The following is a 24,311-nucleotide window of genomic DNA, read 5'->3' as shown; positions in this document are numbered from 1 at the left end:
AGATTTAATCCATTTTTGTTTTTATAATCTTTGAAAAATTTATTATTAAAAACTTTTTGTACTTGCGCGATTTACTTATTTCTTGAAATATTTTAATATCTAATTTTCAGGAATAAAGGGCTTAAATTTTATGTGTTTCTTTTTGCTTCTTTGGAGTTTAAAACGTATTTTTCTAATTTTTATCTCCTAATCCTTCTATTTTTCACATGGTGTTAATTGTTTTTCTGGCTCTTGTTGTTTTGTATTTTCAGAACATAAATAAAGTCATAGTTTAATTAAAGTACAAATAACGAAAGCTAAAAATTTTTTAATTTTCGTTATTTCTCACAACCTATGTAACAGCGATTAAACCAGGAACTGAATTATCACAAGAATTTTAAGTATACTTATAAATTCTATATCAAATGTTTCATATGTAGAAGTTATATATACAACAATTCGCCATTACTTTCTCCATACTGAGTAAGCATGACAACAACTCATTTACCATTTGGTTTCTTTTTTCAATTATAGGTTATAATCAGAAAATCACTTATTTTTTTACCGTTTTATTACCTCAGATTGGGTTAAAATACTCTCGGATTTATGAGTTAAGTCTTAAATATAACCCTTAGCAATAGTTTTTTCTAGTTCTTTGTTTCCTTTACGCCATGAGAAAAGGAATACAATTAAACTTGATGTTAAAAACGTCACAGCAACTTGTTGTGACGTTATAATTAAGTAAAATTTTAAATTTTTTGTTGTCCTGTGAAAAAGCCATAAACTTGAACTAAACAACATAATAAGGAGCACAAATAAAAACTTAATAAAAAAAAGTTAAAAATATAGAGTATTTTTATACTAAGAATAGTTTAAAACTTTTGTTCATTATGCAAACGATTAGCTTATAAAATGGTATAATATTTTATACTTATATTATGTGTTATGTTAAACTTAAACTAAGTTTTATATTTATTAACTACTTTAAAAGTAGTTAATAAACTTTTTAATTTATATAAAATATATTTATTTTAATGAGGAGAAAGATGAAGAAAAGTCAAGGTAAATGATGAAAAAGTAACAAGAAAACTTTTTGAGCAATTAATGCTTCAACTGTAATAGTTGCTGCAGCGGTGTTTGGTTTATATTGATTTTATGGTGAATTGTCACCTAAAACAAAAACTAAACTCCGATCAAGAGATGAAAATAATAACAATTCAGGAAGTTTGAATAATTCTGCAAGTTCTCCTTCACAAACTACTAATGCAAACGGCGAATTAAAATTAACATCATGAAATATTGCTAATTTTGGTAAAAGTTCAAATAAATTAGGTTTTAGAGTACAAGCGGTAGCTGAGTTAATCGTAAAAGAAAAGGTAAATTTTCTATCAATACAAGAAGTTGGTTATGAAGATTGAGCTGGAGTTGAACGTGTTATAGAGGTTTTAAAAGAAAAATTTAACAAAAATTTCAAATTAGCTAAAAGCCCTGCAGGGCTTTATTCTACAGAAAGACCTAATTCTAAAGAATCTTATGCTATTTTATATAATCCGGATTTATATGAACCATTAGATACTAAAGGTCATAATGCGTTTTACGGTAAGGAAGTTAAATTTACTAGGCCTTTATGGTATTCATATTGAAGTGTTAAAAATACTAATACGAAGTTTTGAATTATTAATGGGCATTTAGATGCTCCAGGTAAATCAACAGCAAAAGGCGTTCAAGAAGAACTGTCACCTACTATTAAAGGTTTAAAATGAACTGGGCAAGGTTCACAGGAAGTTAATGAATTTTTGGACATCCATAATGCCTTTGAAAGTTTGAAAAAATATTATCAAAGTCAAACACTAGAAGATTTAGTAATTTTTAATGGTGATACCAACATTAAAAAAGAAAACACAGTAATTAGCAATAATTACTACGTTAATTTAGGATATAAAACTGGTTATATTAATAATTCTGGTTCTTTTGAGTGGCAAAACAGTTCAATGAGTGAGAAAGCATATGCTAATCCATACGATAAATTTATTGCATATGATCCTAAGAATGAATTTAAGCAAGCTAGTGAACAAGAATTTAAATACGACTTATTAAAGGCATTCCAAAGTCATTTGGAGCGTCAAAAATACCTTGAACTCTACAAAACTGATCGTAATTTATCAAGCACTCAAGGGATAACAGACGGACAAATGGCTTTTAGGATTTCAGACCATACATTTGTACACAGTTATATTAAATTAAATAAAACAAGTTAATTTTGGTAAAAAGTTTGGACTTTGTGCCAAACTTTTTTCATTAAATCTTTCTTCTTTGTCTAAAGGTTGTTCTTTTATTTTAAATAGATTGTATTTATATTATATATTCTCTTTCGTAAAACCTATAGTTTATCGATTCTTGCACATATCGATTATACACTTTTTAAAAAGATAAAATAAGTAGAAATTAGTTAAAAGATGTAAAATACCTTATATTACACTATAAATATAATTATCTTAATCTTCTTTCACTTCTTTTAAGAACCAAGGCAAGCTATAAGTATTTGGATCGTTTAAATGAGCTTTAAAAAGTTGGGAAGCAAGAGAGCGAAAGTTGTTTAATTCTAAAGGATTTTCATTATTTCAATTGATACCAATGAAGTTATATTCCCTTAAATCATAAGAATAACTGATTGAAAAAGTATTATTGCCAAAATAATTTGTAGTTCCTGCAGCTATCAAACCAAAGTAATTAAAAACACCTTGTTTTAAAATATATAAAGCAGAACCACTAGAACCTTGACCTCTATATATATTAGAATAATAATCTTGTCATCCTATTCTAAATACATTGTCACTAATGTATTTAGGTCTTCTGGTGATTGATCCAGATTGCTTATTAAATGGAAAACCTAAATTTGTAGCTTCTCAAATCATTGGAACTGAAACAATTCTTAGTTTAGAAGCAATATCCATACTAATGTTAGGTAGTCTTAAGATTTTTTCAAATCTTAAGACTTGATCCATTAATCCTTTATCTCTTGCTTCCTTAATTTTTTTACTTAAATCTATTGAATATACTATCATGTCATGAGGAGCTCGAATTGAATTTCCATCTTTTGAAACTTGTTGATCAGTTACCCATAGAACATTAATATCATTAAAGGTAAAATGGTGCGAAGCTCAAAGACTTCGATTTCTTTCTAAATCATTATTATTTAAAATTGATCCAAAATGATAATGTCTATTTGTAGATTTTTTCATGAAATTTTCATCAATAACATCTGATCAAGAATTAGCAGCAGCTACTTCAGGAGTCGAATTTTCAACGTGTGCATTAGTAACAAACAAAAAAGTGGCATCATCTGGGCTTTTGTTAGCTTTAGATAAGAAGGAGACCCCCCTATTCTATTATTAATATTTATTTTTGCACTTCGTAGGTAAGCATTTTCGACAACATCTCAATCTCTCCATTCTTCAAGACGCATAAATTCAGCATCTAGTTTATATCCATTATGTAATTCATATGAAACATTTTGGTTAGGTTGATATACATCACGATTTGCTAAATATTTTGCATCTGAATAAAATGTTATTGGTTGATTGAATTGATTGTAATCCATATTATTATAATCAAAACGGTTTTGATTTACATTAAAATCTTCTTTTTCTTCGTCGTTTGTATATTGCACGGTAGCACTTACTGCTGCTGGAAGAATAAGAAATGCTCTCTCTTTTTCAAAAGGTGTTTGGAAATTAGCTTGAACTTCGGGTTCATCAATAATAATTTTGTATGAATTATCTTCCATGAAGATTTTAAATTCAATACCTTTTTGCTCATTTCAAGTTAAACTAACAACATATTTAAAACTTTCTTCAGCTGAAACTTTTGCACTATAAACATATTTAAGAGTTTTAGAAGCAATTAATTCATCTAAATCGACATTAATAGCTGTTCCTTTAGATGTATTTCTTAAACGATTATTTTTATCATTATCATTAATTAAAACGTTAGCTAAGATATTGAATTTAATAATTCTATTTCTTGCATTAGGTTTTAATAAGGTTTGAGCAAGGTATTTTTTAGCAAATGTTCAAGATGCAATATTAGTTCTTTGGTTTAGTTTTCAAAGTAAATCATCTCACATTGGTTCAATTACCCTTTCACGAGTAATTGAGTTAGTTGAATCTTGAATTGTTTTAAGATTGGTGTTAGTTCATCACAAACTATCATATAAATGATTAGTGGAACTTGATTTAAAACCTTTAATTTTAAATCAAGTATTACCATTAATTCAATTATTATTTCGGTTCAAGACTTTAAAACTAATATAAGCTTGATCAAAAGAAATTCGTTTAATAGCATTTATTTTAAATAATGAAACTGGTAATGAGTAATTTAAATAATTAATTTGGTTTTGGGAATTTGCTTTTAACTTAATAACTTGATTTAAAGATTCTATATCTTCATTTCATTGGTCTGCTGTTTTATTTTTTAAGCTTTGGTAATTAATTTCCAAATCACTTAGTTTAATATTATTAACCATGATTTCTGGATAATGATGTTGCTGATAATCATTTACTAGATTAATTAAAGTATATTCTTGGTTATTTGTATATCTTATAGATTGATTTTTCTTATTAATTCAACCTAATTTAAATGACATGCCACGTTTGCCAACGCGTTTTATATCATAATAAATTTTGAAATAATTATCTGTAAGCTTAGTTAAATCTGTTTCATTGACATTAATATCTTTATCATAAATTTTTGCATCTAAAGGTACATAAGCTTCATTATCATAGTTTAGACCTTTAGCTTCTTTGCCATTACTTAAGACCATTAAGTATTCTATCTTAATAAAAGCTTTTTGGTCAATTAGATCTTGAACATTTAGTAAGCGAAAATCAGGAGTTGGAGATGTAGATGAAGTTAATCTAAGACTAAAGTTAGATTCATTGATTGAGTTAATTAAATTAATTGTTTCTTGATCAGGAATAATAGAATTTTGGAAATCGTCAATTTTAAAAATTTCAGTTTTAGGTTTTAAATCAAAAAAGTTAAGAAGTTTAAAGTTTTTTATTGATATTAAATTTAATTCTTGGTTTTTAATTTCGACTTCTTTCCCATCTTTTTTATATCATAAAACTAAATCTGCTTCACCATTATAATCATTGGTGTTCTTAACTTCTTTGATAAAGATTTCAAAGCGACCAAATTTAGGCATAATATATGATTCTTCAAAAGCTTTAATAGCATCTGAAGCTATATACACTTCATGAGTGTTTTTACTGTTTGGGTTAAATTTAAGAGAATTAAAGAAAGTTGTCATATTACCGTTAATAATTTCAAAGATTTTAGCTTTGTTAATTTCATCAACATAGTCTTGGTAATTGCCATTATTATCGAAAAATTCAACTGGTTTAATAGTTGGAATTTTTGCTTTTTTAATAATTTGATTGTTAAATGAAACTGTTAAAGTTGCATATAGTCTATTATCTTTAAATTCAAAATCATCCTTAATTTCGTATTTGAAAAATTTTGCAATAAATTGTGATTGACGTTTAAAGTAAGTTAATTTTTCTGCTAATGGTCTAGCTAAAAAATCTTGAGCTTTAAGCAATTTCAAATCATCATAATTAATATCAAAATTTTGGTCTAAAGTATTGATATTAATTGATTCAACATATGAACTAACATCGTTAGCATAAGTTTTAGTAAAGTTATATTTATAACTAATTTCAGGTTTAGTTTTTAAAGTAACTGTAACTTCAACTAATAAGTTGTTTCAGTTTTTTGGATCTAGCTTAAGATCTGTTATTTGATAATCAACATATTCATTGTCGTGGACATCAAAAAATAGCTTAGTGTTTTCAAAATTATATGAAGCAGAATATGAATATTTTTCTAAATCATATTTAGCACCTAACTCATTAAATTCAAATTTTAGTTTTTCATTAGTTTCTTCTTTGAAATAATCTAATAATGTTTTTGAATCATTTTCATTATTTTCTTTAAGTTTTGTTTCTTGCTCAGTGAATGTAGCTAAAAAAGATTCAAAAGCTTTTATATTTACTTCCATTGAAACTAGAGAAATTTTCTCTAATTTAGCTTCTTTGCTAAATAGTTTTACAAATTTTGCTTTTTGTTTGTAATATTCAAAAACTTGTTTTTGTGAGCCTTTATACCCACTTGAAATATAAGTTTCAATATCTCTAAATTTAATTAAAATTTTATTTCAAATTTCAAGGAAATTACTAAAATCAGTTTCAAAAGCTGTTAATGCATTTTGGTTAAAAGTATTAATTAAATCTGTTAAATCACTTATATTTTGATTTGTAAAATTATATTGATTAACTTTATTAATTAAGTTTTGTTTTGCACTTGCAACTAAATTAGTTTCTAAATAATTAATTTTATCTTCAAGTTCAGAAACACCAGTAATACTATAAACTTGTGAGATTTCATTTTTGAGTTGCTCTTTAGTTGCAGCATAGATATCTGAGTTTTCTACAATATTAGTTAATTGTGTTTTTTTACTATTAACTTCTTGAGGAGTAAGATTATTATTAATAATAAATGAAGTAAGTTGAGCTAAGTTTGTTGCAAGGTTTTGTGAATAACTAGTTAAAGATTCAACTTTTAAATTATTAGTTAAATAGTTTTTAGCAGAACTTGCTCTAGTTGTTAGTTCAGCATTTAGATTTTGATTTGCAAAATTAATAACTTCTTGAAGTTTTGAAGTATTATGATCAATTTGCGAGATTAAAGCTAAAGAATTTATCCCGTGTTTATTGTATAAATTATAAATTTCAGTTTGTAAAAACTGTTTTAGTGAATTATTTTTGAGCTCAAGTTTTTGAGCTTTTTTAATAAAATCATCTAATTCTTTATTTTTTGCTAAGATTGTTGAATTATAAGCTGCAATTTCTTGTTTTGTAGCTTTAATTTCAGCTAAAAGTTCTTGGGTTAAAGTTTCAAAAGAATTATTAGGTGTATTTAATAATTGATCATATTTTTTAAGTTTTTGAACAATTGAATTATATGAATCAAATTTTCAATTAATTTGAGAATATAAATTCTCTGTTTTTAAATTTAAAATTGATAAATATTCAGTAACAAATTCAATTAGTAAATTTGCTTTTGTTTCATCTCAATTATTATTTTGATAATTTGAAAATGTTGATTTTAATACTTCTACTGAACTATTATTAACAGAATTTAAAAAGTTATTTATTTTAGTAATATTAGCATTATTATTTGGGGTTGGGGCTGGTTTTTGTCCTTCATTTGAACATGATAATGCTACAAATGGAATGGTGGTTAAGGGCGCTAAAGCTAATGAGAATTTTTTAATTTTTTGCATAAAACTCCATGGTTTATTTGAATTATAAAGTTATCTATAAATTATACTACCTTTTGATAATCTTATTTTTTGCATTATTTACTTATACTTTATTGTAAGTTTAATAAAAAATAATGTCCTAGCAAGAACATTATTGAAGCTATATAAATTAATTTTCTTTTACTTGTTTTAAGTATCAAGGCATATCATATACATCTGGGCTATTTAAATGAGCCTTAAAAATTTGTGAAGCTGCAGATTTGTAATTTTGTAATGATAATGGGTGTTCATTATCTGGGTTAATACCTAAGAGATTATACTCTCTAAGATCATAGCTATAAAATATACTGTATTCATTTTTTCCAATTCCAAACGTATGACTTGAAGCAGCAGTCATTAGACCAAAATAACTAAGTTTTCCGTCTTTTTCTACATATACTGGTGAACCAGAAGAACCAGGTCCTCCGTAAATATGAGAGTAGTAATCTCTTCAACCAGTTTGGTATGAATTATCTTGAATATTTTTAGGTCTACGAGTAATTGAACCTGAAAGCTTCGTATGTGGGAAACCTAGTGTTGCTGCTTCCCAAATCATTGGAACTGATACTATTCTAAATTTAGAAGGAACATCCATGCTAATATTTGGCATTTTCATTATTCTTTCAATTTTTGATACTATATCCATTTTTCCAGAATTTCTTGCATTTTTTAACTCTTTATTTAAATCAATTGATAATAAGATCATATCATGGGGTTCACGTGTTTTTTTGCCGTCTTTTGATTCTTGAGAGTGTGCTAACCACAATGCTTTAATAGGGATGTTGCCAGCAACGTAATGAGTGGAAGTATACTGTTTATTTCTTTCCAAAGTAGTATTAATAAGCTGGTAAGCTAAAAAGTAATATTTAGCTACATAATCTTTGAGGAAATTCTCACCAATAACGTCATCAAAGGTTCTTGCTGCTTGAGTCTCGACGTGCATGTTAGTTAAGTAGTAGAAAGTAGCATCATTAGGATTATCATTTGTTTTAGCTAAAAATCCACCTGTACCTGAAGTTGAAGCAGAGTATTGGAATGCACGAAGGTATGCATTATCAACAACATTTCAATCTCTTCATTCTTCAAGTCGCATAAATTCAGCATCTAATTTATAACCATTATGCAATTCGTATGGGACATTTTGGTTGGGTTGATATACATCACGATTTGCTAAATATTTTGCATCTGAAAAAATTGTAATAGGTTGGTTAAATTGATTATAATCCATATTGTTATAATCAAATCTATTTTGATTTACATTAAAATCTTCTTTTTCTTCATCATTAGTATATTTTACAGTGATGCTTGCAGCAGCAGGCAAAATAATAAATGCTCTTTCTTTTTCAAAGTCAGTTTTGAAATGATTTTGAACTTCTGGTTCATCAATAATAATTTTGTATGAATTATCTTCCATGAAGATTTTGAATTCAATACCAGTATTTTCATTTCATGTTAAACTCACAACATATTTAAAACTTTCTTGTTCTGAAACAGTTGTTGTATAAACAAATTTTTTTGACTTTGATGCAATTAAGTTATCTAAGTCAACGTTGATATTAATACCATTACTCAAATCTCTAAGGCGATTATTTTTATCTTTATCATTAATTAAAACATTAGCAAGAAGTTTGAATTTAATTTCTCTATTTCTAGCATTTGGTTTTAGTAAAGTTTGTTCTAAATACTTGCGTTTAAAAGTCCATGAAGCAATATTGGTTCTTTGATTTAAATCTCAAAGTAAATCATCTCACATTGGCTCAATTACTCTTTCACGAGTAATTGAGGTTGAAGAATCTTGGATGGTTTTTAAATTATTATTAGTTCATGTAAAACTTTGATATATGTTATTAGTTTTACTTGGTGCAAAGCCTTGGATTTTGTATCAAATATTACCATTTATTCATTGCTCATTACGGCCTTGTATTTTAAAACTAACGAAAGCATGATCGCCTGAAATACGTCTAATAGCACTTATTTTAAATGATGAAACTGGCAATGAATAATTTAAATAATTAATTTGATTTTGTGAATCTGCTTTTAATTTAATAACATTATTTAAACTTTCTAAATCAGTTGCTCATTGATCAGCTGTTTTAGTTTTTAATATTTCATAATTAATTTCTAAATCACTTAATTTAATATTATTTACCATGATCTCAGGATAATGGTGTTGTTGATAATCATTAACTAAGTTAATTAAAGTATATTCTTTACCATTAGTATATCTTATGCTTTGGTTTTTCTTATTAATTCAACCGAGTTTAAATGTCATACCACGTTTGCCAGTACGTTTAACATCATAATAAACGGCAAAGAAATCATCTGTTAAAGGTTTAATATCAGTTGAATTAACTGAGATATTTTTATCGTAATATTTGTTATCTAAAGGAACATATGCTTTATTATCGTGGTTTTCACCTTTATTATCTGAACCATTACCAAAAACCATTAAATATTCCATATTTACAAATGCTTTTTGATCAATCATATCTTGCACATTAAGCATTCTAAAATCTGGAGCTGGATTTGTTGATGAGGTCAATCGTAGAGTAAAGTTTGATTCATTAACTGAGTTAATGATATTAATAATATTTTGTGTCGGTGCTGTTGAATTTTTAAAATCATCAGCAGTGAATACCTCACCTTTAGGTTTTAAATCAAAGAAGTTAAGTAATTTGAAATTACTAATTGAAACTGTTTTATTGTTAGTGGAAGCTGGTTTTTCAACTTCAGTACCATCTTTTTTATATCATAAAACTAATTTTGCACTACCATCTCAATCATTAATATCTCTAACTTCTTTAATAAATAGTTCGTACTTACCATATTTAGGCATAATATATGATTCATTAAATGCCTTAATTGCATCAGAAGCAAGGTAAACTTCATGAGAATTTTTACTCTTATGATTAATCTTTAAGGAATTAAAGAAATCAGAACTACTACCATTGATTATTTTTAAGATTTTGGATTCGTGAAGTTTATCAACGTATTCTTGGTAATTTCCTTCATTATTTCAAAATTCAACTTCTTTGTTAGTTGCTATTTTAGCTTCTTTAATTACTTGGTTATTAAATAAAACTTTTAAAGTTACATATAATTTATTGTCTTTAAATTCAAAATCATTAGAAAATTCATAACGGAAGAATTTTGAAATATATTTAGAACGAGCTCTAAAATATTCTAATTTCTTATCTTTGTCATAAGATAAGAAATCTTGTGATTTTAATTCTTTTAAAGCTTCATAATCTACATTAAAGTTTGCATCTAAGTCACTAATATTAATTGCATTAATAAATGCTGTCACATCTTTTTTATATTCTTTATTAAAGTTATATTTATAACTAATTTCTGGTTTTGATTTTAAAGTAACTGTAACTTCAACTAGTAAATTATTCCAATTAGTTTTATCTAATTCTAAATTAGTTATTTGATAATCAACATATTCATTGTCATGGACGTCAAAGAATAGTTTAGTATTTTCAAAGTTATATGATGCAGAATATGAATATTTTTCTAAATCATATTTTGCAGCCAATTCACTAAATTCAAATTTAAGCTTTCCACCTGTTTCTTCTTTAAAGTAATCTAAAAGAGTTTTTGAATCTGTTTGAGTATTATTTTTAAGAATTTTTTCATGTGTTTCGAAAACTTTTAAAAATTCTTCAAACAACGTAGTATTATTTTTCATTGAAACTAGAGAAATTTTCTCTAGTTTATCATCTTTATCAAAAAGTTTTAGATATTTTGCTTTTTCTTTGTAATAATCTAAAACTTTTTTTGTGATTTTTGATAATCGTTATTGAGATAATTTTCGATAGCATTTAACTTATTATTAAGGTTAGTTCAGATTTCTAGGAATTTATCAAATTCAGTTTCAAAACTATTTAATGCATTTTGCCCGAAAGTATTAATTAAATCAGTTAAATCTTTTTTATTTTGATTGCTTAAATTTGCTTGATTAACTTTATTAATTAATTTTTGCTTTGCATCAACTATTACACTTGTTTCTAAATAGTTAAGTTTTTCTTGTAATTCATAGATTCCTGTAAGAGAATATATTTGTTTAATATTGTTTTTTAACTCTTCTTTAGTTGTAGTTGAAATATCTGAATTTTCAATTAAAGCAGAGAGTTCATCTTTTTTATTTTTTACATATTCAGAAGTTAAATTATTTTGCAAAATAAAACTTGTAATTGCAGAAAAATAATTTTCAAAGTCAATATTAAAGCTCGTTACTTTATCAATAGATAAATTATTATTAACATATTCTTTGGCTTGGTTGATTTTAGTTTGCAATTCTTGATTTTTTTGATTTTCAGCAACGAAATCAGAAACATCTTGCAACTTAGAAAGGTTTTTATCAACATTTTGAACTAATTCTAGAGGGTTATTAATAGTAGTCTTTAAATTAAATAATTTAGAAATATTGTTTTGTAATAAACTACGTACTTTAGAGTTATTTAATTTTATTTTTTGAGCTGCTAAAATAAAATCATCTAATTCTTTATTTTTAGCTAAGATTTCTGAATTATAGTCAGAAATTTCTTTTTTGGTTTTTCTAATTTGAGCTAAAAACTCTGGAGTAAGTTTATCAAAGTTATTATTTAAAGTATTGATAAATTTATCATATTCATCTATTTTAGTTTTAATAATTTCAAAATTTGTTGGTTTAAAATCAATTGTTGAATATAAACTTTGAATTTTAGTGTTTAAAATAGCTAAATATTCAGTTACAAATTCAATTAATAAATCTGCTTTTGTTTCATTAAAATCATTACTTTGATAATTTTTAACATTCGATTTTAAAATTTCCACATAACTATTATTAACTGAATTTAAAAAGTTATTAACTTTAGTAATATTAACATTATTATTTGGGGTTGGGGCTGGTTTTTGTCCTTCATTTGAACATGATAATGCTACAAATGGAATGGTGGTTAAGGGCGCTAAAGCTAATGAGAATTTTTTAATTTTTTGCATAAAACTCCTGTATTTTATAGTTAATTTATTTTTATTTTCTAAGTTTAATTAATTAGTAAATTAATAAAAATAGAAAAAGACAATTATTATTAAATTTTAAAATTAATAAAATAATGTGTATTTATTTTCTACACTATTTTAAAGTTTATCAAAGAAATTGATAGAGTTCAAGAATTAATCTTCTACGACTTTTTTTAAGAATCAAGGCATGTCGTAGGTATCTGGTTGATTTAAGTGAGCCTTAAAAATTTGTGAAGCTACTGATTTAAAGTTATTTAAACTTAGTGGGTGTTGCCCATCAATATTAATTCCCATTAAGTTATATTCTCTTAAGTCATAGCTATAAGCAAGTGTAAATTTACCATCACCCATAAATCCATTTGAACCAGCTGTAATTAGTCCAAAGTAGTTATGTACACCATCCTTTTCAACATATACTGGCGAACCTGAAGAACCACTTCCAGTATAAATATGTGAGTAGTAGTTTCTTCAACCAATAGCAAATGAATTATCTAAAATTCATTTAGCACGACGAGTAATTGATCCAGTAATTTTGTCAATTGGGAATCCTAAAGTTGCAGCTTCTCAAATCATAGGAACTGAAACAATTCTGAATTTAGAAGTTATATCTAAACCAACATTAGGCATTTTCATTAATGTTTCAGTTTTTTTCACCATGTCCATAAGACCACGATTTCTTGCATCTTGTAGTTTTGCATTTAAATCAATTGATAATAAGATCATATCGTGAGGACTACGTGTTTTTGTCCCGTCTTTTGAAATAGGACTGTGAGCTAATCATAAAGGTTTAACTGTTACATTACCATAACGGTGGGTAACTGTTTTATTACGGTTTCTTTCTAAATTATTACCATTTAAAACAAAGGCCATGTTATAGTTTCTTCCCGTTGCTTCTTTTAAGAAAGAATCATCGACAACATTACTTCAATTTGTTGCTGCTAGGTTTTCTACGTGCATGTTAGTCATGTAATAGAAAGTTGCATCATTTGGATTACTATTTGTTTTAGCTAAAAACCCACCTGTACCAATACCACCACCAAAAGCATCTTGAACTGCTCTTAGGTAAGCATTTTCGACAACATCTCAATCTCTCCATTCTTCAAGACGCATAAATTCAGCATCTAGTTTATATCCATTATGTAATTCATATGAAACATTTTGGTTAGGTTGATATACGTTTCTATTTGCTAAATATTTTGCATCTGAATAAAATGTTATTGGTTGATTGAATTGATTGTAATCCATATTATTATAATCAAAACGGTTTTGATTTACATTAAAATCTTCTTTTTCTTCGTCGTTTGTATATTGCACGGTAGCACTTACTGCTGCTGGAAGAATAAGAAATGCTCGCTCTTTTTCAAAAGGTGTTTGGAAATTAGCTTGAACTTCGGGTTCATCAATAATAATTTTGTATGAATTATCTTCCATGAAGATTTTAAATTCAATACCTTTTTGCTCATTTCAAGTTAAACTAACAACATATTTAAAACTTTCTTCAGCTGAAACTTTTGCACTATAAACATATTTAAGAGTTTTAGAAGCAATTAATTCATCTAAATCGACATTAATAGCTGTTCCTTTAGATGTATTTCTTAAACGATTATTTTTATCATTATCATTAATTAAAACGTTAGCTAAGATATTGAATTTAATAATTCTATTTCTTGCATTAGGTTTTAATAAGGTTTGAGCAAGGTATTTTTTAGCAAATGTTCAAGATGCAATATTAGTTCTTTGGTTTAGTTTTCAAAGTAAATCATCTCACATTGGTTCAATTACCCTTTCACGAGTAATTGAGTTAGTTGAATCTTGAATTGTTTTAAGATTTGAATTATGTCAAGTAAAGCTGTCGTATAAATTACTTGTTACAACTGGAGCAAAACCTTTAATTTTATACCAAATATTCCCATTAATTCAAGTATTGTTACGATCTTGTACTTTAAAATTAATGTATGCCTCGTCATAAGAAATACGTTTAATAGCATTTATTTTAAATAATGAAACTGGCAGTGAGTAATTTTGATATTCAATTTCATTTTCAGCATTAGTTTTTAATTTAATAACTTGTTCAAAACCAACTAAATCACCAGCTCATTGTGCCGCTGTTTTAGTTTTTAATGTTTCATAGTCAATTTTTAAATCACTTAATTTAATATTATTAACCATGATTTCTGGATAATGATGTTGCTGATAATCATTTACTAGATTAATTAAAGTATATTCTTGGTTATTTGTATATCTTATAGATTGATTTTTCTTATTAATTCAACCTAATTTAAATGACATGCCACGTTTGCCAACGCGTTTTACATCATAAAAAACTGGGAAGTAGTGATTACGTAATGATCCTGTATCAGTTGTATTGACTTGAATATCTTTATCGTAATATTTTGCACCAGTAGGCACATATGCTTGATTATCAAGATTTTGACCTTTTCGATCAACTCCGTTTCCAATTACCATTAAATATTCCATATTAATAAAAGCTTTTTGGTCAATTAGATCTTGAACATTAATTAATTGAAAATCTGCTGTTTCAGTTCTAGAAGAAGTTAGTCTTGGTAAAATATTTGACTCATTAATTGAGTTCATTACGTTAATCATATCTTGCGGAGGGTTTGTTGCATCTTCAAAATCTTGCGCTGTAAAAATTTCACCTTTAGGTTTTAAATCAAAGAAGTTAAGGAGTTTGAAATTTCCAACTCTTATTGTTTTGCTATAAACTTGAGTTGGGTTTTTAATTTCGACTTCTTTCCCATCTTTTTTATATCATAAAACTAAATCTGCTTCACCATTATAATCATTGATGTTCTTAACTTCTTTGATAAAGATTTCAAAGCGACCAAATTTAGGCATAATATATGATTCTTCAAAAGCTTTAATAGCATCTGAAGCTATATACACTTCATGAGTGTTTTTACTGTTTGGGTTAAATTTAAGAGAATTAAAGAAAGTTGTCATATTACCGTTAATAATTTCAAAGATTTTAGCTTTGTTAATTTCATCAACATAGTCTTGGTAATTGCCATTATTATCGAAAAATTCAACTGGTTTAATAGTTGGAATTTTTGCTTTTTTAATAATTTGATTGTTAAATGAAACTGTTAAAGTTGCATATAGTCTATTATCTTTAAATTCAAAATCATCCTTAATTTCGTATTTGAAAAATTTTGCAATAAATTGTGATTGACGTTTAAAGTAAGTTAATTTTTCTGCTAATGGTCTAGCTAAAAAATCTTGAGCTTTAAGCAATTTCAAATCATCATAATTAATATCAAAATTTTGGTCTAAAGTATTGATATTAATTGATTCAACATATGAACTAACATCGTTAGCATAAGTTTTAGTAAAGTTATATTTATAACTAATTTCAGGTTTAGTTTTTAAAGTAACTGTAACTTCAACTAATAAGTTGTTTCAGTTTTTTGGATCCAGCTTAAGATCTGTTATTTGATAATCAACATATTCATTGTCGTGGACATCAAAAAATAGCTTAGTGTTTTCAAAATTATATGAAGCAGAATATGAATATTTTTCTAAATCATATTTAGCACCTAACTCATTAAATTCAAATTTTAGTTTTTCATTAGTTTCTTCTTTGAAATAATCTAATAATGTTTTTGAATCATTTTCATTATTTTCTTTAAGTTTTGTTTCTTGCTCAGTGAATGTAGCTAAAAAAGATTCAAAAGCTTTTATATTTACTTCCATTGAAACTAGAGAAATTTTCTCTAATTTAGCTTCTTTGCTAAATAGTTTTACAAATTTTGCTTTTTGTTTGTAATATTCAAAAACTTGTTTTTGTGAGCCTTTATACCCACTTGAAATATAAGTTTCAATATCTCTAAATTTAATTAAAATTTTATTTCAAATTTCAAGGAAATTACTAAAATCAGTTTCAAAAGCTGTTAATGCATTTTGGCTAAAAGTATTAATTAAATCTGTTAAATCACTTATATTTTGATTTGTAAAATTATATTGATTAACTTTATTAATTAAGTTTTGTTTTGCACTTGCAACTAAATTAGTTTCTAAATAATTAATTTTATCTTCAAGTTCAGAAACACCAGTAATACTATAAACTTGTGAGATTTCATTTTTGAGTTGCTCTTTAGTTGCAGCATAGATATCTGAGTTTTCTACAATATTAGTTAATTGTGTTTTTTTACTATTAACTTCTTGAGGAGTAAGATTATTATTAATAATAAATGAAGTAAGTTGAGCTAAGTTTGTTGCAAGGTTTTGTGAATAACTAGTTAAAGATTCAACTTTTAAATTATTAGTTAAATAGTTTTTAGCAGAACTTGCTCTAGTTGTTAGTTCAGCATTTAGATTTTGATTTGCAAAATTAATAACTTCTTGAAGTTTTGAAGTATTATGATCAATTTGCGAGATTAAAGCTAAAGAATTTATCCCGTGTTTATTGTATAAATTATAAATTTCAGTTTGTAAAAACTGTTTTAGTGAATTATTTTTGAGCTCAAGTTTTTGAGCTTTTTTAATAAAATCATCTAATTCTTTATTTTTTGCTAAGATTGTTGAATTATAAGCTGCAATTTCTTGTTTTGTAGCTTTAATTTCAGCTAAAAGTTCTTGGGTTAAAGTTTCAAAAGAATTATTAGGTGTATTTAATAATTGATCATATTTTTTAAGTTTTTGAACAATTGAATTATATGAATCAAATTTTCAATTAATTTGAGAATATAAATTCTCTGTTTTTAAATTTAAAATTGATAAATATTCAGTAACAAATTCAATTAGTAAATTTGCTTTTGTTTCATCTCAATTATTATTTTGATAATTTGAAAATGTTGATTTTAATACTTCTACTGAACTATTATTAACAGAATTTAAAAAGTTATTTATTTTAGTAATATTAGCATTATTATTTGGGGTTGGGGCTGGTTTTTGTCCTTCATTTGAACATGATAATGCTACAAATGGAATGGTGGTTAAGGGCGCTAAAGCTAATGAGAATTTTTTAATTTTTTGCATAAAACTCCATAAAAAATTGTGTATTAAAAATAATATTGCAAGAATATTTTTTGTTACATCTATTATTATACTGAAAAATTAGATAAAAATATAGAAAAATTTAATAATATTTACTAGTGCATTTATGGTACAATAATATATATATTTTTTAATAATTTATTCTAAAACATTATACTATATATATTAGGAGTCACAATGAAAAGAAAATTTAACAAATTATTCCTTAGCAGCATGACACTCACCATCTTTTTACCAACATTAGTCTCATGTTCTAAGGATACTGAGTCTAGCAAACCTAAACCTGTACAGCCAGGAGAGTACAGAGAAAATACTGCTTTTACAAATAAATTAGAACCTACAAAACTAGATTCTCCAGTATTAGAACTTGCTAATAGTAATTCAAGTATTTCATACTCAGTTCCTTTGTCACCAGTTTTAAAAGTATGAGCTGGAAGTAAAATTAACCAAAACTCGCTTCCTTCACAAGTAAAAATTATTGATCAAGATAATAAAGCTACATTTGCTAAAGTCACATGATCTTTAGCAAATGAAACAGTTGTTTACAGTGATATGAAAGTTGCAGGAGAAGTAACTTATTCAGGCAAAACTATTCCTGTTAACGCAGTTATCTTACAACAACGCAAAGATTTAGCCAACGAAAATAATTTTGTGCTTCGTGAAGAAGGATTATCAGTTGACCAAGAAAAATCAACTAAAGATGGAGCTAATACTGAAGCTGAAGCAAAAGCTAATTTACTTAAGTTAATTGATCGTAGCGGACAATATGGAGCTAGCGGATCAAGATGAGATAATTGAAAAACTTTTGGTCAAGAGCAAGATAATACACTAGTTTTCCACTGAGATAACCCAACTAAATTGTCTCGTGTGGAAATTAGTTATTGAATTAGAGCTAATCGTGATGGATCAACTGAGAAAATGCCTAAAAATGTTTATATTTGACATTCAAAAGATGGAGAAAATTGAACTAGAGTTTTAAACCAAGACAAAATTAGCGATACTGATTTAGGGCCTATGCAAGTAAATAATGCCAATGGTTGATCAAATGCGGCTTTACCAAAAAGTATTAACTTTGAAGAAGTTGAAACTCAATGATTGAAAATTACTTGAGATCCATCTAAAAATGCCAATGGTCAAAACTATATTTTAGGTATTACTAATATTTACTTTAAAGGTAATAGAACACAGGATTCATTAATTTATAATAAATCAACTTCTATTTACAAACTTGAATATGGAGATCAAGTAATAGATAATTTAGCAAAAGATACAACTATTGAAGTAGATAATTTTAATAGTGAATTAAAAGTATTTTCTAATACTGCATCATATGATATTAATTTAATTCAAGAAAATAGTCAAGAGAAAAAGTATGTAATTGTAGCCTATAATGATTTGGGTGAGTATTCAACATACAATTTAACTCTAAAAGTAAAAGGAGCTTAAGATGAAAATTAAAAAACATCTTAAAAAATCTTTATTATTAACTCCTTCTTTTTTTATACCTTTAGTTATCTCTAATTCTAATGAAATTGATATAAAGATAACTTCTCCACAAAAAAATGAATTAATTAAATATCTACCAGTTCAAAATTTTAGTTATAAAAATCAGTACTTTACAGTTAAAAAAGATATTAATATTGTCTTAGATGAAAAACATTGAAATAACGAGATAGTAAAAGACCTTGAAACATTTTTGAGAAATAAAGCTTTTAATGTCCAATTTACACATAAATTTAATGATGCTAATATTAACCACACTAACATAATATTTGGTATTGGTTCATATGAGGATTTAATTGCTAAATATAATGTTGGCAATCAATTTAGTGAAGATAAAATTGATGAATATTTCATTGAATCAGAAAATGACAAAATTTTTATCCAAGCTAATGATTTTAAAACTTCTTTATATGCATTAAATGATTTAAAAACTATTTTTAATAATTTAGATAACAATACCTTTAAAGATTTTAAAATACATAATTATTTTGATGTTGAAAAAAGGTTAGTTTATGATACAAATAATTCAGATAATCAAGAGCTAGAAGCTAATATAAAAATAGCTGCTACAAATAGATTTAATAAATATGCTTATTTAAATCTTAATGAATTAGATTGAAGGGAAGATTATAATCAAGATGAATTAGATAAAATTAAAGCTAAAACTAGTCTTGCTAAAATGTACAATTTAAACTTTGTCTATACTTTAGATATTTTAAGTATAGAACCAATTAATGATGGACAATATTATGATTTTGATTTAAATATCTTAAAAACTAAAATGCAAAAGTTAATTGATCATGGTGTTGATGATTTTGGTTTTGTAGTTAAAAATACAGTTAATTTTAATTACGAACTATTTACTAAAGTCTTAAATGATTTAAGTGAATGATTAAAGCCTCAAAATAAAGATTTATATTACTTTACTACATTAAATTCAAATACAATTAATAATTCTTTTCAAAACTTATCTAAATACGTTACAGTATTAAATTTTGGTGTCACAAAATATGATAATTTTGATGTAGATTTTATCACAAGATATAATACTAATACCAATAAAAAAGCTGGATTGCTGTTAAATTGACCGCAAGGGGCAAATGAAGGTTTAGTAAATTTAGATTTATTTAATAATTTAAGCATTAACAAAGAAGCATTAACTAAATTTAGTGCATATGCTGTTAGCCTAAGTAATAGTGCAGCTTTAAATAATTATTTATTAAATCACTTAACTTCTGTTTGATTTAAAAATGATGACAATAAAGAACAATTTAATTATGATATTATTAAAAATACACTTGAAGAGAATAATTCAGTTACAGCAAATGCATTTTTAAATATCTCTAAGCATATTGTAAATACTAAAATAACTAACAGTACTTCATCAGTTGACTGAAATACTGAAAGTCAAGATGTCACTGATTTATTTAATTCTATAATCACTAAATATCCTGATAAAAGTTTTACTAACAAGGAAATTAATAATTTTAGAAATTATTTTGAAAACCTAAAACAAGATTTAAATATTTTATTAAACAAACCTAAAGGTTTAATTTTAGTTTTAAAACCATGGCTTGATAAATTATTATTAATCGCTAATATTAACTTAAAAATTAGTGATGTTTTAGAATATATTAAAGCCAATTTAGTTTCAAGAACTAAATTTACTTTAAATGAAGTTATTAGTTTATACCGCCAGTTAGAAAATATTACTTTAGATGGTGATAACCCACTTAATGGTGGAACTAAAGTATTATTACCTAAAACTGAAGAATTAGTAATTATGGTTTTTGGTAGCTCTTTATCTGAAGTTCCTCAAACTACTGAGCCATCACCAAATTCAAGACCAACTAATGCAACATGATATACAGATGGAAGTTTTATTCAAGCTGAATCAGGTAATGTTAGTACAACAGGTGGAAGAGTTCAAAATATTGCTGATTTAAACCCTAATACTGAATGAATTATTAGACATACTCCTGAAAATGCTTTTCCAGAGAATTGAAATTTAACAATTAAATATCCAACTCGAAGAACTATTACTTCAGTATTAGTGGAACAAGGAATTAATAATCCTAATAATAGATTATCTGAATTTAGTATTACCTACTATGATTATAGTTCTAATTCATGAAAAAACTTTGGTTCTCTTCGTTTAAATAATGACAAACGTCATGTAATTGGTGGATATGCGCAAAGTACAGATAAAATTAGAATTCAAAGCCATAAAGCTTTAGATGTTAACTTAAGAATTGGAACTTTTTTAGCTGGTGGTGAAAATGTTGTAAGTCCTAATGAATCTATTAGTGCTTATAGCACTAATTTAGATCTTTCTAATAACCTTGAAAATAACAGCCTAAACTTAATTACAGATAATAATAATACAACTTATGCCCGTTTAACTCATAAAGGTGGTGGAGCAATCCAATCTAATGATTCATTAGATATTCTATTTCCTACTTACAGAGAAGTATCAACAATTCGCTTAATCCAAGAACCAGGTTTATTATTAAACAAATTTAAAGTTCAAAAAATAGTTAATGATACATATACTGATATTATTCCACAAATAACATCAGATATTGAAACAGTTAATATTAATATTCCTGCAAATACTGGCAAAATTAATGGTATTAGACTTGTAGCTATTGAAAATAGCAGTACTGAATGAGGTGTTAAATCTGTTTATTTAGTTGATAAAAAGGAAATCTCAGAAAATTATTTATACCTTTCAAATCAAGCTAAAGCAAGCAATTTTGAAGCTTCATATGAAGCTGGTAATTTTATTTTAAATAACAAAACTCAAAATACTACTAATATTCAATTAGATTCTGGTGAAATATTAGGTTTTGATTTTAAAAAAGTTTTAAATATTACTAAAATTACTTCAAGAATAAGTAATCAAAATATTAAATATTTTGTTTCAAATGACGGGTATAATTGAAATGAAATTAGTGATATTGGTAATTTAACTAGTCCTTTAGAAGCAAGATATTTATCGATAAGAAATTCAGCTAGTGGTGCAACAAGTTTTAATTTCAGTAATTTAGAAGTTTATACTGAAGATCATTCTTTATTTGGTAATGTTGATATTGCTTCAACAGCACAAGTAAAAGATAAAGAAAAAATTAAATCTGAATTTGACAATAATTTTGAAACAAGCAATATTTTTATTAATCCTAGAACTAACCAAACCATTGTTTATGATTTAGGTAGACTCCAAGATATTAATTCTTTAAGACTTTATGCTGCTAATAAATCATTTAATTTCCCAAGAAACATAAAAATTCAATTTTCACCTGATAAATTAGAATGAAAAGATGGTTTTAATATTAAAGAAAATGGTGCTATTAGTAATACAAATAAATTAGAAGATACAATTTATGGATTATTTGATCCAAAACATTCTGATCATAGATATTGGGGAAATGATAATTTAAATCTTCAAGGTATAAGATTTATAAGACTCCAAATTTTAGATAATTATCCACAAAATAGAGATCTTGAAATTAATCAAATAGTAATTAATAATCAAGAACATAAACTTGTTAATGTTGCTAATTACAAATTTAACGGACAAAGTGTAATTAACCTTGTAAATAATAAACAATATACTAATTTAACTGAAATATTTAGAACTAAAAAAGAAGTTGACTCTCTTTCTTTTGAAGTAGACCACAATGTTTTTAACAACAAAAATTTAGTTATTTTTGGTAATAATCCTTCAAGTAGAACTTACATTAAAGCTACCTTAGTTAACACAAATACTGGTCAAAGTCAAGAGATAACTCTTGGTAAATTTGTATTAAACTCAATGTCATTTAGCATACCAATTAGTGCAAACCAAAAACTTGAAAAATTAACCTTTAGTTGAGAAGAAAAAAATCCTAATATTCAAACTCTTAGTTTAGTTGATAAAGGATCTAATTCAAAGGTTGCAACAGCTGAATTAAATAAACTATTATCAAATATTCCTAGTTCATTTGAAAGTTGGTCTGAAACTGATAAAAAAACTTTTAACAGTTTAAGATCGGATGCAATTAACTCTTTAACTTATAATACTTTAACACAAGAAACTATTGATGACTTTAAAAATGAAGTGCAATATTTAAGTAATAAAGGTAATAAATATATTCTTAATACAACTAAACTTAGTGATTTAGTCCAAAACGCTGTAGTTAATGAAAATAATCTTTATACCAGTGATTCTTTTGCCTTTTATACTTATTATTTAGAAAATGCAAAAAATCTTTTAGCTAACAAAGAATTATTAGATGAAGCCAAATATTCATTAACCTTAAGTAATTTAATAAAAGCTCAAAATAACTTAAAATATTCCAATAAAACTAAATCATTATTTTTTGATTTAAATAATAGATATAAAAAATTATCTCGTAATTTATATACTCAAGATTCATTAAAAAAATTAGATGATTTAATTAATTTAAATGCATATTTATTAGAAGGTAATAATTTAGACACTTTAGATGGTGATACCTTAGTGATTATTAATGAAGCTTTAAATTCTTCTTTTGATAATTTAATCCCTACTAATGCAGCAAAGACATATAGTGATTTATCAAATGAACTTGAAAAAGCAAAGCAAATCGAAGAAATTTATAAAGATTTATGAACTGACTCAATTAAGCCGCTCCAAGAAGCAATCAAAACAGCTGAAAGTTATATAAATAATTTTATAAATAATGATTCTATAACTGATAAAGTTTTAATCCAAGCTATAAATGATATTAAAACTAAGAGTTCAGATTTTGAAACAAATAAAAATCAAAAATTAGCTAAGTTAAAACAATTAGTTGACAATGAATTTGTAACTATGAGTCAATACTTTAGCCAAAGTAGTGCTGATGCTTATAAATTAGCATATAATGATGCCAAGGATGCTTATAACAATCAAAAAACTACAAAAGAAACTGTAATTGATAATACTACTAAAATACTAGAGGACGCTAAAAATAACTTAGAAGTTAATTTAGAATATTTCAAATACGTAATTAACTCTGTTGAAAATCAAGCTGTTAAAGAAGCTTTTGAACAAAAAATGAGATCTATATCTAACCAGGATGAAGTCTTAGATTTCTTAAAATTATTTAATTCATATTTAGTTCCTGCTTTTTATAGAGTTTTTGAAGCTAAAAAAGATGAATTTATTAAAGATATTCAAAAATATCAAGATAAAACTTTAGTAAAAGAAGCTACTGAAAAAATTAGCAGAACTTATGATTATGATACTTTTGAACAAGAAAAAGTATCTGTTCTTACACTATTAGAAGAAAGCGAGCAAAGCGAAATAGCTGTATCTAATAGATTGGCTACTAATAGATCAGTTGGGTTAGGACTAGTCTTCTTAACCTTCGGAGTTTTCATAGGTCTTGGAATTGCTTTATACTGATTTAAAATTAAAAAAAGAAATAAATAAAAGTCACTC

General features: G+C 25.7%; 8 protein-coding genes. 3 read left to right on the top strand and 5 right to left on the bottom strand.

Features of this window, described 5'->3' with window-relative positions; genetic code table 4:
• Positions 1 to 1,025: 1,025 nt before the first annotated feature.
• Positions 1,026 to 2,237, top strand: a complete 1,212-nt coding sequence (locus tag EXC44_RS02070; RefSeq protein WP_129621526.1) for an MnuA family membrane nuclease — start codon at positions 1,026 to 1,028, stop codon at positions 2,235 to 2,237.
• Between the two features lie 237 nt (positions 2,238 to 2,474).
• On the opposite strand, the gene EXC44_RS02065 is transcribed toward EXC44_RS02070, so the two are convergent.
• The 5 genes from EXC44_RS02065 to EXC44_RS02045 form a co-directional block, all read right to left on the bottom strand.
• Positions 2,475 to 3,308, bottom strand: a complete 834-nt coding sequence (locus EXC44_RS02065) for a hypothetical protein (protein WP_129621524.1) — start codon at positions 3,306 to 3,308, stop codon at positions 2,475 to 2,477.
• On the bottom strand, positions 3,263 to 7,324 hold the full coding sequence (locus tag EXC44_RS02060) for an MGA_1079 family surface serine endopeptidase (RefSeq protein WP_129621522.1): 4,062 nt from the start codon (positions 7,322 to 7,324) through the stop codon (positions 3,263 to 3,265). Before EXC44_RS02060 ends, EXC44_RS02065 begins: the two co-directional genes overlap by 46 nt.
• Positions 7,325 to 7,472: 148 nt before the next feature.
• The gene (locus EXC44_RS02055; protein ID WP_129621520.1) at positions 7,473 to 11,033 is read right to left on the bottom strand and encodes an MGA_1079 family surface serine endopeptidase; all 3,561 of its coding nucleotides are present in this window, start codon (positions 11,031 to 11,033) and stop codon (positions 7,473 to 7,475) included.
• Positions 11,034 to 11,110: 77 nt separating this feature from the next.
• Entirely contained in the window at positions 11,111 to 12,325 is a 1,215-nt protein-coding gene (locus EXC44_RS02050) for a coiled-coil domain-containing protein (RefSeq protein ID WP_129621518.1), read from the bottom strand.
• Positions 12,326 to 12,499: 174 nt separating this feature from the next.
• Entirely contained in the window at positions 12,500 to 17,344 is a 4,845-nt protein-coding gene (locus EXC44_RS02045) for an MGA_1079 family surface serine endopeptidase (protein ID WP_129621516.1), read from the bottom strand.
• Positions 17,345 to 17,539: 195 nt separating this feature from the next.
• On the opposite strand from EXC44_RS02045, the gene EXC44_RS02040 reads away from it, so the two are divergent.
• Together EXC44_RS02040 and EXC44_RS02035 are read left to right on the top strand one after the other, a co-directional pair.
• The gene (locus EXC44_RS02040) at positions 17,540 to 18,808 is read left to right on the top strand and encodes a hypothetical protein (RefSeq protein ID WP_129621514.1); all 1,269 of its coding nucleotides are present in this window, start codon (positions 17,540 to 17,542) and stop codon (positions 18,806 to 18,808) included.
• A 1-nt stretch (position 18,809) separates the two neighbouring features.
• The gene (locus tag EXC44_RS02035; RefSeq protein ID WP_129621512.1) at positions 18,810 to 24,302 is read left to right on the top strand and encodes a hypothetical protein; all 5,493 of its coding nucleotides are present in this window, start codon (positions 18,810 to 18,812) and stop codon (positions 24,300 to 24,302) included.
• Positions 24,303 to 24,311: the final 9 nt, after the last annotated feature.

It is taken from the genome of Mycoplasmopsis bovirhinis (assembly GCF_900660515.1).
Lineage (GTDB): Bacteria > Bacillota_I > Bacilli_A > Mycoplasmatales > Metamycoplasmataceae > Mycoplasmopsis > Mycoplasmopsis bovirhinis.
This window is presented reverse-complemented; position numbering and strand designations above follow the sequence as displayed.